Below are 15379 nucleotides of genomic sequence, written 5' to 3'. Positions count from 1 at the left end.
TCATTAAGGTGTGCCACCGTCATGGCCATTGCGAAATGTCTCCGCAGCGAAGATGATCGGGCGAATCGGCGGCGCAATCGGCCCGACGGCCGCAGACGCATGCATGAAGGACAATTTCCCGATGACCACTTCCGCAACAGGCACGGGGATTGCGAGCCTGACCGTTTCCGGAAACGGCTTCAGCGCCGAGATCGCTTATGAGGGCGCGACCCTTCTGAGCTGGCGGCCGAGGCTTTCCGACGGCAACGAAGAAAACCTTGTCGACGGATATTCGTCGCTCGAGGAATTGCAGTCGCAGAACGGCGTGAGAAATGGCATTCTCGCCCCCTTCACCAATCGCATTCCTCAGGGCCAATTCAATTTCGGCGGTGAGATGCATCGTATCGGACCGATGCTTGCCCACGAGGACCTCGTCTTCCACGGATTTGCCCGTGCCCTGCCCTTTGCCCTCGACCGGTCTTTCAAGGAAAACGACGCCCACATTATCGTCTTCCGCGCCGAGATATTGCCGGCCGAATTCAAGGGCTATCCCTACCATCTCGCCATCGAGGTGGAATACCGGTTTGCAGGCCATGCGGTTACAATCGATATACGCGGCATCAATGGCGACGACCGGCCTTTGCCCTTCGCGGCCGGCTGGCATCCCTATTTCCGTCTGCCCGGCATATCCTCCATCGACGATCTCCTTCTCACGCTACCATCGCGAACAGCGATCGAAACGGACGAGAATTTGATACCATTCACCGACAGTGAGACGGGCATTCTCAAACGGGACGATGCAGCGTTTCTTTCTGCCGCGCCGCTCGCAGGCCATGTGCTGGATGTCTGCTTTACCGATCTGATCCCATCCGCAAACGGGCTTTACGAGACTCGGATCGAAAACCGGAACGATGATTCGAGCCTGACCGTTTGGCAGGAGCGTGGCCACATGCATGTCTTTACCGGCGATACGCTTGCCCGCGACAGGCGAAAATCCATCGCGCTTGAACCTGTGGAAACACCGACAAACGCGTTCAACCAGCCGCAACTTGAAGCGGACATCACCCTTCAGCCGGGCGAGACCCGAAGTTTCCACTTTGGTTTCCGTTTTGAAGCCGGGCGCTGAAAAACGACCAAATATTGCGATCAGATATGCGTCGTCGGGAGTGAAGACGACAGCTTGACCGTCTCCATGGAGATATAGGCGGACATGTCGTAAAGCTCGACCCGCCGGAGGATCTGTTTGTAGATGGTGTCGTAATATTCGACATTCGGCAGCACGAGTTTCAGAATATAATCGAAATTGCCGGTCAGCCGGTGCACCTCGACGATCTCCGGTATGGTGCTGACGGCGGCATGGAACCGGTCCAGCCAATCCTCCGCATGCAGGCCGGTTCTCACGAGCAGGAAAACCGTGGTCGGCAGATTGATTTTCCGCCGGTCGAGCAGCGCCATCGTGCCGGTCACATATCCTTCCGCACGCAGACGCGTGATACGGCGAGAACAGGCGGAAAGCGATAACGACACCTCATCCGCAATATCGGCGAGAGGTGTTTCTGCATTCTCCTGGAGAATCGCAAGGATTCGGCGGTCACGGTCGTCAATCATCGTTTCAGAATGCACCGGTTAAGGTAGTGGCGCAAGAAATTTGCGCCCTGAGCATCAGGTACGCCCAAAATTTGCAATCTGCCCTCTAAATCCCTGAAAAAACGCATGCCGTTTTCATCGCGGCAATGGCATTCTTGTCATCAATCAAACTTTTATAAGGGAACTCCTATGAAACGGATCGGTCTGATCGGCGGCATGAGCTGGGAATCCACCGCAACCTATTATCGCATGATCAACGAGGCCGTTCGTGACAGCCGCGGTGGGCTCGTATCGGCCGATATCGTCATGCATTCGCTCGATTTTTCCGAGGTTGTCGCCCTTCAGAAGGCCGACCGCTGGGATGAGGCCGGCGCGCTTTTGGGCGCTGCGGGTGCGCGTCTTGCCAATGCGGGTGCCGATTGTGTGCTGATCTGCACCAACACCATGCACCTCGTTGCGGAAACCGTTGAAAAAATGTCGGGCGTCACTCTCATCGACATCATTGATGAAACTGCCACCGCATTGAAGGCGGATGGACGCCGCAAGCCGCTTCTGCTCGCCACGCGCTACACGATGGAACATGGCTTCTACACCGACCGCATGCGCCGCCACGGCGTCGATGTGGTCGTGCCGGATGAGGAAGACAGGGCCGCCATCCACGACATCATCTTTGGCGAATTGTGCCAGGGCGAGATCAAGTCGTGCTCGCGCGAGCGCTACATGTCGGTCATCGAGAAAGCCCGTGCGCTCGGCGTCGATTCCGTCATTCTCGGCTGCACCGAAATTTCCCTGCTGATCGATCCCGATGCCCTGCCTTTGCCGGGTTACGATTCGACCGCCATTCACGCCCAGGCCGCTGTCGGCTTCGCGCTCGGAAACAAGGCCCTGAACAGAGCTGCATGAATGTGCCGCCTTTTTGCCTATTCCGGTAAACCGGTCTGGCTCGACAGTCTTCTGATCGAGCCGGAAGCATCGCTGGTCAGCCAGTCCATGGCCGCAAGAGAAGCTAAAACCGTCGTCAATGGCGACGGTTGCGGTCTTGGCTGGTATGGCGAGCGCGGAACGCCCGGCGTTTTTCGCGACACCAGACCCGCCTGGTCCGACGCCAATCTGGCCGCCCTTTGCCACCAGCTTCGCTCGGGTATGTTCATGGCCCACGTCCGCTCCGCCACATCAGGCGAAGTATCCCGCGCCAATTGCCACCCCTTTGCGCATGGTCAATATCTGTTCATGCATAACGGCCAGATCGGTGGCTACGAGCAGATCAGGCGCGACATTGATTCCCTCATACCCGATGATATTTATTCCGCCCGGCGCGGCACCGGCGACAGCGAAGCCATCTTCCTGATTGCCGCCGGCCACGGCCTTGATGCGGACCCGGTTCGGGCCATTTCCACCGCGCTGCGCCTCTGCCTGGAAAAGATGATCGCGGCGGGCGTTTCTTCCGCGCTGCGGTTCAGCGCCGTGCTGATGGATGGCGATTGCCTGCACGCCTTCCGCTGGTCAAGCGACGACAAGCCGCCAACGCTTTATTGGCGCGGGCTTGAAGAGGGCATCGCGCTAAGCTCGGAACCCTTTTCCTTCGATTGCACCCCGTGGTGTGCGGTGCCGCCAAATACCCGGGTGACGATCCGCGCCGGCGGTATGACCACTGAACCTTTTTGCCTTCCGTAAACGTCGCATTTCATGACGACCGAGGCCATTTTTTACAGTTTGACCGCCACCGGTGGGCGCGGCTGCGGCAGCGTCGTGTTTATTTTCATTGAATTATCTCCACCGCGAAGGCTAGTGTGTGATCCGATAGACCGAAACAGATTTCAGGACCGGTGAACCATTTCAGAAGTGTTGCAGCCCCTCTCCCTTTCTTGAACGATGCCCTGCATCGCAACGACCATGCAAACCCGTTCATGAATGACGGACAATGGGCAGGCAATGCCTTTGGCGATCCTCGGGACGCTGAAGAAAAAGTGTTATTTTTCATTACCCTAAGCTGTTCAAATTTCCACAAAAAATGCTGTTGCCACGCCTCCACATCGATGCATAAACTGGCATCAGTAAAGGCAAACCGGATCGACCTCATCAGACCCTCTCCTCCCACCAAGGTGCTGACCGACCAATGATCAATAATCTAAACGCCGCCGATCTTCCCCGTCCCGCCCCGCGCAGTTCCAACCCGGAAATCATGGCAGCGGAAATCATCGAGCGCCTCACCTACCGTATCGGCAAGGACGTAAAAGTTGCCAAGCCGCATGACTGGCTGACCGCGACCATTCTCGTCGTCCGTGACCGCATCATCGACAAGTGGATGGCCTCCACCCGCAAGGCCTATGCCAACAATTCAAAGCGCGTTTATTACCTGTCGCTCGAGTTTCTGATCGGCCGCCTGATGCGCGATGCGATCTCCAATATCGGACTGATGCACGAAATCAGGGACGCGCTTTCTTCGCTCGGCGTCGATCTCGATGTCATTGCCGGGCTGGAACCGGATGCGGCACTTGGCAATGGCGGTCTTGGCCGTCTCGCTGCCTGTTTCATGGAATCGATGGCAACCGTCGATATTCCCGCCTATGGCTACGGCATCCGTTATGTGCACGGCCTTTTCCGCCAGCAGATGGCGGACGGATGGCAGGTGGAATTGCCGGAGACCTGGCTGGCGCACGGCAATCCCTGGGAATTCGAACGCCGCGAAAGCTCCTATGAAATCGGCTTTGGCGGATCGGTGGAAACCATCGGTGGATATGAGGAGCCGCAGCGCTTCGTCTGGAAACCGGCCGAACGCGTCATTGCCATGGCTTACGACACGCCTGTCGTCGGCTGGCGCGGCACCCGCGTCAACACCTTGCGCCTGTGGTCGGCGCAGCCTATCGACCCCATTCTGCTTGCCGCCTTCAATGCCGGCGACCACATTGGCGCGCTGCGGGAAAGCAACAAGGCCGAAAGCCTGACGCGCGTTCTCTACCCCGCCGATGCGACCCCGGCCGGCCAGGAACTGCGTCTGCGGCAGGAGTTCTTCTTCTCCTCCGCCTCCCTGCAGGACATTCTGCGCCGTCACCTGCAGCAATATCCCGACTTTACCTCGCTGCCCGACAAGGTTTCGATCCAGCTCAACGACACGCATCCGGCCATTTCCATCTGCGAAATGATGCGCCTGCTCTGCGATGTCCACGGCCTTGAATTCGACGAAGCCTGGAAGATAACGCAGGGCACCTTCTCCTACACCAACCACACGCTTTTGCCCGAAGCGCTGGAAAGCTGGCCCGTCCCGCTGCTCGAGCGGCTTTTGCCGAGGCACATGCAGATCGTCTATGCGATCAATGCCAATACGCTGGTCTACGCACGCAAGGAAAAGAAGATGCCGGATCAGCAGATCCGGTCCATCTCGCTGATCGACGAAAACGGTGAGCGCCGCGTGCGAATGGGCAATCTCGCCTTCATCGGCTCGCATTCCATCAACGGTGTCTCGGCACTTCATACCGAGCTAATGAAGGAAACGGTCTTTGCAGACCTGCACAGCCTTTATCCCGAGCGCATCAACAACAAGACCAACGGCATCACCCCGCGCCGCTGGCTGATGCAGTGCAACCCCGGCCTGACCGGATTGATCCGGGAAGCGATCGGCGACGATTTCCTCGACGATGCGGAAAAGCTGACAGCGCTCGACCGCTTCGCCGACGATGCCGGTTTCCGCGAAAAATTTGCCGAGGTGAAGCGTCTGAACAAGGTGCGGCTTGCCAATACGGTGGCGCAACGCATGGGCATCCGCGTCGATCCCTCGGCCATGTTCGACATCCAGATCAAGCGCATCCACGAATATAAGCGCCAGCTTCTGAACCTTATCGAAACGGTGGCGCTTTACGACCAGATCCGTTCTCACCCGGAACTGGATTGGGTACCGCGCGTTAAGTTCTTCGCAGGCAAGGCAGCGCCGAGTTATCACAACGCGAAGCTGATCATAAAACTTGCCAACGATATTGCCCGGGTCATCAACAATGACCCGGCCGTGCGCGGGCTTCTGAAAGTGGTGTTTATTCCGAACTACAACGTCTCGCTTGCGGAAATCATGGTTCCGGCCGCAGACCTTTCCGAACAGATCTCGACGGCGGGCATGGAAGCCTCGGGCACCGGCAACATGAAGTTCGCGCTGAACGGCGCGCTCACCATCGGCACGCTGGATGGTGCGAACGTCGAAATGCTCGAACATGTCGGCGAGGACAACATTGTCATCTTCGGCATGACGGCGGAAGAGGTGTCGAAAGCGCGTGCCGAGGGCCACAACCCCCGCGCGATTATTGAACAGTCGGTGGAACTGTCGCAGGCGCTGTCATCCATCGCCTCCGGCGTGTTCTCGCCTGACGACCGCTCCCGTTTTGCGGGGCTGATCGACGGCATTTACAACAGCGACTGGTTCATGGTCGCGGCCGACTTCGACGCCTACGCCGAAGCGCAGCGCAAGGTGGATGCGATCTGGAGCGATCCGGAAAGCTGGTATACGAAAACAGTCCGTAACACGGCGCGTATGGGCTGGTTCTCGTCCGACAGGACGATCCGGCAATACGCCGCCGATATCTGGAGAGCCTGATGAAAAAACCGCTCAATTCGGCCGAAGAGAAAAAGACTGGCGAAATCACGAAGGCTGAAATCGAGGCGATCAAGAGCGGTTTGCATTCCAACCCCTTTGCACTTCTCGGCGTTCACGAAACGCCGGGAGGTTTTTCTGCACGGTGTTTCATTCCGGGGGCTGAAGAAGTATCTGTCCTCACACTGGACGGATCTTTCGTCGGCGAACTGAAGCAGCTCGATCCGGAAGGTTTTTTCGAAGGCCCGGTCGATCTCACCTCGCGTCAGCCGGTGCGTTATCGCGCCTGTCGTGACGATGCGGAATGGGCGGTGACTGACCCCTACAGCTTTGGCCCGGTTCTTGGACCGATGGACGATTATTTCGTCCGCGAGGGATCGCATCTGCGGCTGTTCGACAAAATGGGCGCTCATCCGCTCAAGCTTGAAGGCGTCGAAGGTTTCCACTTCGCCGTCTGGGCTCCCAATGCGCGGCGCGTCTCCGTCGTCGGCGATTTCAACAATTGGGATGGTCGACGGCATGTGATGCGCTTCCGCAAGGATACCGGCATCTGGGAAATTTTCGCACCGGACGTCTATGCCGGCTGCGCCTATAAATTCGAGATTCTCGGCGCAAACGGCGAGCTTCTGCCGCTGAAGGCCGACCCCTATGCGCGGCGTGGTGAACTGCGGCCGAAGAACGCCTCCGTCACCGCACCGGAACTGGCGCAGAAATGGGAAGACCAGGCCCACCGCGAACATTGGGCGCAAGTGGACCAGCGCCGGCAGCCGATCAGCATTTACGAGGTGCACGCCGGTTCCTGGCGGCGTCGCGAGGACGGCACCTTCCTAAGCTGGGATGAAATGGCCACCCAGCTCATTCCCTATTGCACGGATATGGGCTTCACCCATATCGAGTTTCTGCCGATCACCGAACATCCCTACGATCCGTCCTGGGGTTACCAGACGACCGGGCTTTACGCCCCGACCGCCCGTTTCGGCGATCCGGAAGGTTTCGCCCGCTTCGTCAACGGCGCCCACAAGGTCGGCATCGGCGTTATCCTCGACTGGGTTCCCGCGCATTTTCCAACCGATGAGCACGGCCTGGGCCTGTTTGACGGGACAGCGCTTTACGAACATGCCGACCCGCGTCAGGGTTTTCACCCCGACTGGAACACGGCCATCTACAATTTCGGCCGCATCGAGGTATTGTCCTACCTCGTCAACAACGCGCTTTACTGGGCCGAAAAATTCCATCTCGATGGACTGCGCGTCGATGCAGTCGCCTCGATGCTCTATCTCGATTATTCCCGCAAGGAAGGCGAGTGGATCCCCAACGAATATGGCGGGCGCGAGAACCTGGAATCCGTCCGCTTCCTGCAGAAGATGAACTCGCTCGTCTATGGCACCCATCCGGGCGTCATGACCATTGCTGAAGAATCCACCTCCTGGCCGAAAGTGTCGCAGCCGGTTCACGAGGGCGGCCTTGGTTTCGGCTTCAAATGGAACATGGGTTTCATGCACGACACGCTGAGCTATTTCTCGCGTGAGCCGGTGCACCGCAAGTTCCACCATCAGGAACTGACCTTCGGGCTGCTCTATGCCTTCACCGAAAATTTCGTGCTGCCACTTTCCCATGACGAAGTAGTGCACGGCAAGGGATCGTTGATCGCCAAGATGTCCGGCGACGACTGGCAGAAATTCGCCAATCTCCGGTCCTATTACGGCTTCATGTGGGGTTATCCCGGCAAGAAGCTGCTGTTCATGGGGCAGGAGTTCGCCCAGTGGAGCGAATGGAGCGAAAAGGGATCGCTCGACTGGAACCTTCGCCAATATCCGATGCATGAGGGCATGCGCCGCCTCGTGCGCGATCTCAACCTCACCTACCGTTCGAAAGCCGCTCTGCACGCCCGTGACTGCGAACCCGAAGGTTTCCAGTGGCTGGTGGTCGATGATCACGAAAACTCGGTCTTCGCCTGGCTGCGCTCGGCGCCCGGCGAAAAACCGGTTGCGGTTATCTGCAATCTGACCCCGGTCTACCGGGAAAACTATTATGTGCCGCTTCCTGTTGCGGGGCGGTGGCGGGAGATTCTCAACACCGATGCCGAAATTTATGGCGGCAGCGGCAAGGGAAATGGCGGACGCGTTCAGGCGGTCAATGCCGGTGGGGAAATCGGGGCGATGCTCGTCCTGCCGCCCTTGGCAACGATCATGCTCGAACCGGAAAACTGACAGACAGAACGGGAGGACACCATGTCGGAAAAAAGAGTTCAGCCCCTGGCGCGTGATGCAATGGCCTATGTTCTCGCGGGCGGTAGAGGAAGCCGTTTGAAGGAATTGACGGACCGCCGGGCAAAACCAGCGGTTTATTTTGGCGGTAAGGCCCGCATCATCGATTTTGCACTTTCGAACGCGCTGAATTCCGGCATTCGCCGCATCGGCGTCGCCACGCAATACAAGGCTCACTCCCTCATCCGCCACCTGCAACGCGGCTGGGACTTCTTCCGTCCCGAGCGTAACGAAAGCTTCGACATTCTGCCGGCCTCGCAGCGCGTGTCCGAAACGCAATGGTACGAAGGCACCGCCGACGCCGTTTACCAGAACATCGACATTATCGAGCCCTATGCGCCCGAATATATGGTCATTCTGGCCGGCGACCATATTTACAAGATGGACTACGAATACATGCTGCAACAGCATGTCGATTCCGGCGCGGATGTAACGATCGGTTGCCTTGAAGTGCCACGCAAGGAAGCGTCCGGCTTCGGCGTGATGCATGTGAACGAAAAAGACGAGATCATCGACTTCATCGAAAAGCCGGCCGATCCGCCCGGCATTCCCGGCAATGAGAATTTCGCGCTTGCCTCGATGGGGATCTACGTCTTCCACACGAAATTCCTGATGGAAGCGCTGCGCCGCGATGCCGCCGACCCTACCTCCAGCCGTGACTTCGGCAAGGACATCATTCCCTATATTGTCCAGCACGGCAAAGCCGTCGCCCACCGTTTCGCTGACTCCTGCGTGCGTTCGGATTTCGAGCACGGACCATACTGGCGCGACGTCGGAACCATCGATGCCTATTGGCAGGCCAATATCGACCTGACGGATGTGGTGCCTGACCTCGATATCTACGACAAGTCCTGGCCGATCTGGACCTATGCGGAAATCACTCCGCCAGCGAAATTCGTGCATGACGATGAGGACCGCCGCGGTTCTGCCGTGTCGTCGGTCGTGTCAGGCGATTGCATCATTTCCGGCGCCGCCCTCAACCGCAGCCTTCTGTTCACAGGCGTGCGCGCCAATTCATACTCCCGCCTTGAGAATGCCGTAGTACTGCCGAGTGTGAAGATCGGGCGCCACGCCCAGCTCAGCAACGTCGTCATCGACCATGGAGTGGTCATTCCGGAAGGACTGATTGTAGGAGAAGACCCCGAACTGGATGCCAAACGTTTCCGCCGCACGGAAAACGGCATTTGCCTTATCACCCAATCGATGATCGACAAGCTGGACCTGTAGAGCCCATGAATGTCCTTTCGGTTTCATCCGAAATTTATCCCCTGATCAAGACCGGAGGGCTCGCCGACGTTACCGGCGCCCTCCCCATCGCGCTCGAAGCCTATGGTGTGAGAACGCGTACATTGATACCCGGATATCCGGCGGTGAAAGCCGCCGTGACGGACCCCGTCAAATGTTTTGAGTTCACCGATCTGCTTGGCGAAAAGGCCGATCTGCTCGAAGTCCAACATGAGGGGCTAGACCTTCTGATCCTCGACGCGCCCGCCTATTACGAGCGTTCCGGCGGCCCCTATCTCGGCCAGACCGGCAAGGATTATCCTGATAACTGGAAGCGCTTTGCGGCGCTCTCGCTGGCAGCTGCACGAATCGGCGCCGGTGTGCTTCCCGGCTGGCGGCCGGATATGGTGCACGCCCATGACTGGCAGGCGGCGATGACTCCGGTGTATATGCGTTATGCCGAAACGCCGGAGATTCCGAGCCTTCTCACCATCCACAACATCGCCTTTCAGGGTCAGTTCGGGGCCAACATCTTCAGCAAGCTCGAATTGCCCGCCCACGCCTTCGGCATGGAAGGCATCGAATATTATAACGATGTCAGCTTCCTCAAAGGCGGCTTGCAGACGGCAACCGCGCTCAGCACGGTCAGCCCATCCTATGCGGAAGAAATCCTGACCGCGGAATTCGGCATGGGGCTTGAAGGGGTGATCGGCAGCCGCGCCCATGTGCTGCACGGCATCGTCAACGGCATTGACGCCGATGTCTGGAACCCGGCCACCGACCATCTGATCCACGACAACTATTCCGCCGCCAATCTCAAGAACCGCGCGCTGAACAAGAAGGCCGTCGCAGAACATTTCCGCATCGACCAGGATGACAGCCCGCTTTTCTGCGTCATCTCCCGGCTGACCTGGCAAAAGGGCATCGATCTCATGGCGGAAGCCGTGGACGAGATCGTTTCGCTCGGCGGCCGTCTCGTGGTGCTGGGAGCCGGCGATGTGGCGCTCGAAGGCGCGCTTCTGGCGGCAGCATCCCGTCATCATGGCCGCGTTGGCGTTGCGGTGGGTTATAACGAACCGCTATCACATCTCATGCAGGCCGGCTCAGACGCGATCATCATTCCCTCGCGCTTCGAACCCTGTGGCCTGACCCAGCTTTATGCGCTGCGTTACGGCTGCATTCCAGTCGTCGCCCGCACGGGTGGTCTCAACGATACCGTAATCGACGCCAACCATGCCGCTCTCGCCAGCAAGGCGGCAACCGGCGTGCAATTTTCACCCGTCACGCTTGATGGTCTGAAACAGGCGATCCGCCGAACCATCCGTTATTACAACGACCCGAAACTATGGACACAAATGCAGAAACTCGGAATGAAATCCGATGTTTCCTGGGAAAAAAGCGCTGCGCTCTACGCCGCGCTTTACAGCCAGCTTATTTCGAGAGGCCATTGAAACTATGATCAAGACCGTTCAGACGACACCCTTCCAGGACCAGAAGCCGGGCACATCCGGCCTGCGCAAGAAGGTGCCAGTCTTCGCCCAGGAAAATTATGCCGAAAACTTCATCCAGTCGATCTTCGACTCGCTTGAGGGCTTTGAGGGCCAGACGCTGGTGATCGGCGGCGATGGCCGTTATTACAACCGCGAAGTCATCCAGAAGGCGATCAAGATGGCCGCCGCCGCCGGTTTCGGCAAGGTGCTGGTCGGTCAGGGCGGCATTCTCTCCACCCCCGCCGCCTCCAATATCATCCGCAAATACAAGGCCTTCGGCGGCATCGTGCTTTCCGCCAGCCATAATCCCGGTGGCCCGACCGAAGATTTTGGCATCAAATACAATATCGGCAATGGCGGCCCAGCGCCGGAAAAGATCACCGACGCGATCTATGCCCGCTCGAAGGTCATCGACAGCTACAAGATTTCCGACGCTGCCGACGTCGATCTCGACAAGGTGGGCAGCTTCAAGGTGGATGAACTGACGGTCGATGTCATCGATCCGGTCGCCGATTATGCCGCTTTGATGGAAGAACTGTTCGATTTTGCCGCCATTCGCGCCCTGATTGCCGGCGGCTTCAAGGTTGTCGTCGATTCCATGAGTGCGGTCACCGGCCCCTATGCCGTGGAAATCATCGAAAAGCGTCTCGGCGCGCCGAAGGGCTCGGTCCGCAACGCAACGCCGCTGCCCGATTTCGGCGGCCACCACCCCGACCCGAACCTGGTGCACGCCAAGGAGCTTTATGACGATGTCATGAGCCCGGAAGGTCCCGATTTCGGCGCGGCGTCGGATGGCGACGGCGACCGGAACATGGTGGTGGGCAAGGGCATGTTCGTCACCCCGTCCGACAGCCTGGCGATCATAGCCGCCAATGCGCGGCTCGCGCCCGGTTATGCCGCTGGTATTTCTGGCATCGCCCGTTCCATGCCGACAAGTGCCGCAGCCGACCGTGTCGCCGAAAAGCTCGGGCTTGGCATGTACGAGACGCCAACCGGCTGGAAATTTTTCGGCAATCTCATGGATGCCGGCAAGGTGACGATCTGCGGTGAGGAAAGCTTCGGCACCGGCTCCAACCACGTACGCGAAAAGGATGGCCTGTGGGCCGTGCTCTACTGGCTGAACATTGTCGCCGCCCGCAAGGAAAGCGTGAAGGACATCGTTACCAAGCACTGGGCCGAATATGGCCGCAACTATTATTCCCGCCACGATTATGAGGAAGTGGATTCGGACGCCGCAAACACGCTGGTGGCCATCCTGCGCGAAAAACTCGCAACACTTCCCGGTACCAGCTACGGTAATCTTAAGGTCGCCGCTGCGGATGATTTCGCCTATCTCGACCCGGTCGACCAGTCCGTCAGCAAGAACCAGGGTATCCGCATCCTGTTCGAAGGTGGTTCGCGCATCGTGCTGCGCCTTTCCGGCACTGGCACTGCCGGCGCAACGCTCAGACTTTACGTCGAGCGCTATGAGCCGGATGCGGCCCGTCACGGCATCGAAACGCAGGCGGCGCTCGCCGACCTTATTTCCGTTGCCGATACGATCGCCGGCATCAAGGCCCATACCGGCCGCAACGAACCGACCGTCATCACGTAAGGTTTTGCATTGAACGCACCGTTTCCGGCAACGGGCTCGATAGCGAAAAGCTTGGCAGGCGGCCAGGAGGCCGCCTGAGGTTACTGACTAACCTCACCGCCAGACTCGATATCATCATCTTCCGGAGAGAGAGACCATGCAGAAACCAGCCGTTTTCCCCAAAGGCGTAACCCAGACGGAAAACGGAACGGAATTTGCGGTCTATTCCCGGCACGCCTCACAAATCTACCTTTGCCTTTTTGATGCGACGGGAGAAAAAGAGACGGCGCGTTTGCCAATGACGCGCGATGAGAATGACATTCACCGGCTGACAGTTGCCGAGGTCGGCCGCGATACGCGATATGGCTACCGCGCCGACGGTATTTATGCCCCCGAACATGGCCTGTGGTTCGACCCCGCAAAACTGCTGCTCGACCCCTATGCCACGGAGATAGACCGGCCGTTCCGGCATGATGCCGCACTTTTGGCCTATGGCGAAGACACAGGCGCGATCGTGCCGAAGGCGATCCTGTCGCAATATGAGCCGCTCAGGCGCCAGCCGCCACGCTTTGCCGAAGGCGGGCTGATTTACGAACTCGCAGTTAAATCCTTCACCAAATTGCACCCTGCCGTGCCGGAAGAGCTGAGAGGCACGGTGGCAGCGCTGGCTCATCCTGCCATTATCGCGCATTTGAAAAAAATCGGTGTCGATGCGGTGGAGCTGATGCCGATCACCGCCTGGATCGACGAGCGCCACCTGCCGCCGCTTGGCCTTTCCAATGCATGGGGATACAATCCCGTCGGCTTTATGGCGCTCGATCCGCGCCTCTGCCCCGGCGGAGTGCGGGAGCTGCGCGACACGGTTGCAGCCCTGCATGCGCAAGGCATCGGCGTCGTTCTCGATCTGGTCTTCAACCATACGGGTGAAAGCGACAGCGAAGGCTCCATCCTGTCTTTGCGCGGACTGGACAATCTCACCGCTTTCCGTCACCCGGAAGAAAAGCCGGGCGTGCTGGTCAATGACACCGGCACCGGCAACACGGTGGCCTGCGATCATCCCTATGTGCGCCAGCTCATTATCGATTCCCTCAGGCATTTCGTTCTCAATGCCGGTATCGATGGCTTCCGTTTCGATCTCGCGCCGATATTGGGAAGAACGGCTAGTGGCTTCGAGATGGCCAGCGAAACGCTTGCCGCCATGCACTCTGACCCGGTACTATACGACCGCGTGCTGATCGCCGAACCATGGGATATCGGCCCCGGCGGCTATCAGCTCGGCAATTTTCCCGAGAGCTTTCTGGAATGGAACGACCGCGCCCGCGACGACATGCGCCGGTTCTGGCGCGGCGATGCGGGAACAACCGGGGCGCTGGCCAATGCGCTTTCCGGCTCTTCGCCGATCTTTTCCCGCCATGGACGTTCGAAAAGCCGCAGCGTCAATTTCCTTGCCGCCCATGACGGTTTCACCCTGTTCGATCTCGTCAGCCACGAACACAAGCACAATGAGAAAAACGGCGAGAACAATCGTGACGGGCATAATGAAAATCATTCCTGGAACAATGGTTTCGAGGGATTGACGGACGATCCTGTCGTCGTGGCCGCCCGCCACGCGGATGTGAAAGCGCTGCTTTCCACGCTCTTCGTCAGTCGCGGCACATTGATGCTGACCGCCGGCGATGAGGGTGGCCGCAGCCAGCATGGCAATAACAATGCCTATTGCCAGGATAATGAGATAACGTGGGTCGACTGGTCGTCGCTCTCCCAGGAGCTGACTGACCACACGGCATTTCTTGCAGCACTTCGCAAACGCTTCGGCGTGTTTTCGCAAACCGAGTTTTTCTCCGGCAACGGCGATGTGACATGGCTAGCCCCCAGCGGAGAACCGATGACGGTCGCGGAATGGGAAAGGCCGGACATGCCGGCCTTCGCCATGGTGCTTGCCACGCCGGACCACGAGACCCAAAACGACGCGGAGCTTGCCGTGCTCATCAACCGCAGCCGTGAGATCGTGCCTTTCACCCTGCCGGGCGACGACTGGCAAGCGATCGGCACGGATTTCGGCAATCCGGCCTTCCTGCCTGCCCGCTCGGTGGTGTTTTATCTACGCGGTTGATCGCTTGGCCCCGGCACCTTTATAAGTTCCGAAAGGCAATCGAGAAGAGGTAACATGGCAAAGGAAATAGCGCTGGCGGAAATGAAAAATTTCGTCGGCACGGAGCTGGGCGTTTCCGACTGGATCACCGTCGACCAGACAATGATCGACGCCTTCGCAAAAGCGACGCTGGACGAACAGTTCATCCACACCGACCCGGAACGCGCCAAGGCGGAAAGCCCCTTTGGCGGTACTATCGCGCATGGGTTCCTGACGCTCTCGCTGCTTTCAGCTCTGAATTACGATGCCCTGCCCCGCATTCGCGAAACGACCATGGGCATCAATTACGGCTTTGACGCCGTCCGCTTCGTCACGCCGGTCAAAAGCGGAGCACGGGTGCGTGGCCGTTTCACTTTGGCCGAGGCGCGGTTTCGCGGCGCCGCCATGCTGGTGACAACCTATGATGTGACGGTGGAGATAGAAAACGAGAAAAAACCGGCGCTCACTGCCCGCTGGACAACTATCACCCAGTTCAACCCCGAGGACAGGCCGCAAGACGCCTGATGGCGAAGTAAATCCCAATTTGAGATC

General features: G+C 58.6%; 11 protein-coding genes. 10 read left to right on the top strand and 1 reads right to left on the bottom strand.

Annotated elements, in window-relative coordinates; genetic code table 11:
- Positions 1 to 121: 121 nt before the first annotated feature.
- Positions 122 to 1105 carry an aldose 1-epimerase gene (locus CRP02_RS08840; RefSeq protein ID WP_097171305.1) on the top strand — a complete coding sequence of 328 codons (984 nt, stop codon included), beginning with the start codon at positions 122 to 124 and terminating at the stop codon, positions 1103 to 1105.
- A gap of 20 nt (positions 1106 to 1125) precedes the next feature.
- On the opposite strand, the gene CRP02_RS08835 is transcribed toward CRP02_RS08840, so the two are convergent.
- A complete protein-coding gene (locus tag CRP02_RS08835; RefSeq protein ID WP_003498392.1) occupies positions 1126 to 1587 on the bottom strand; it encodes an Lrp/AsnC family transcriptional regulator in 462 nt (153 codons plus the stop codon).
- 168 nt (positions 1588 to 1755) lie between these two features.
- Between CRP02_RS08835 and CRP02_RS08830 the strand changes: the two genes are divergently transcribed.
- From CRP02_RS08830 to CRP02_RS08785, 9 genes are all read left to right on the top strand, one after another.
- Positions 1756 to 2469: an aspartate/glutamate racemase family protein gene (locus CRP02_RS08830; protein WP_013762076.1), complete on the top strand. Its 714-nt coding sequence runs from the start codon at positions 1756 to 1758 to the stop codon at positions 2467 to 2469.
- Positions 2470 to 3240: a class II glutamine amidotransferase gene (locus CRP02_RS08825; protein ID WP_097099717.1), complete on the top strand. Its 771-nt coding sequence runs from the start codon at positions 2470 to 2472 to the stop codon at positions 3238 to 3240. It begins immediately after the preceding gene.
- Between the two features lie 442 nt (positions 3241 to 3682).
- Positions 3683 to 6145 carry a glycogen/starch/alpha-glucan phosphorylase gene (locus CRP02_RS08815; RefSeq protein WP_097170843.1) on the top strand — a complete coding sequence of 821 codons (2463 nt, stop codon included), beginning with the start codon at positions 3683 to 3685 and terminating at the stop codon, positions 6143 to 6145.
- Positions 6145 to 8352 (top strand): 1,4-alpha-glucan branching protein GlgB, encoded by a 2208-nt coding sequence (gene glgB / locus CRP02_RS08810; protein WP_019566535.1) that lies wholly within the window; start codon positions 6145 to 6147, stop codon positions 8350 to 8352. Before CRP02_RS08815 ends, glgB begins: the two co-directional genes overlap by 1 nt.
- Positions 8353 to 8373: 21 nt before the next feature.
- Positions 8374 to 9636 carry a glucose-1-phosphate adenylyltransferase gene (glgC, locus tag CRP02_RS08805; protein ID WP_004431809.1) on the top strand — a complete coding sequence of 421 codons (1263 nt, stop codon included), beginning with the start codon at positions 8374 to 8376 and terminating at the stop codon, positions 9634 to 9636.
- Positions 9637 to 9641: 5 nt separating this feature from the next.
- Entirely contained in the window at positions 9642 to 11084 is a 1443-nt protein-coding gene (gene glgA / locus CRP02_RS08800) for a glycogen synthase GlgA (RefSeq protein ID WP_097170842.1), read from the top strand.
- 4 nt (positions 11085 to 11088) lie between these two features.
- Positions 11089 to 12717, top strand: a complete 1629-nt coding sequence (locus CRP02_RS08795) for an alpha-D-glucose phosphate-specific phosphoglucomutase (RefSeq protein WP_097170841.1) — start codon at positions 11089 to 11091, stop codon at positions 12715 to 12717.
- A gap of 136 nt (positions 12718 to 12853) precedes the next feature.
- Complete coding sequence (gene glgX, locus CRP02_RS08790; protein WP_097170840.1) at positions 12854 to 14809, top strand: glycogen debranching protein GlgX; 1956 nt, start codon at positions 12854 to 12856, stop codon at positions 14807 to 14809.
- Positions 14810 to 14863: 54 nt separating this feature from the next.
- Positions 14864 to 15352: a MaoC family dehydratase gene (locus CRP02_RS08785; RefSeq protein ID WP_004431798.1), complete on the top strand. Its 489-nt coding sequence runs from the start codon at positions 14864 to 14866 to the stop codon at positions 15350 to 15352.
- Positions 15353 to 15379 lie beyond the last annotated feature (27 nt).

Source organism: Rhizobium sp. AN5 (assembly GCF_900215255.1).
Classification (GTDB): domain Bacteria; phylum Pseudomonadota; class Alphaproteobacteria; order Rhizobiales; family Rhizobiaceae; genus Agrobacterium; species Agrobacterium tumefaciens.
This window is presented reverse-complemented; position numbering and strand designations above follow the sequence as displayed.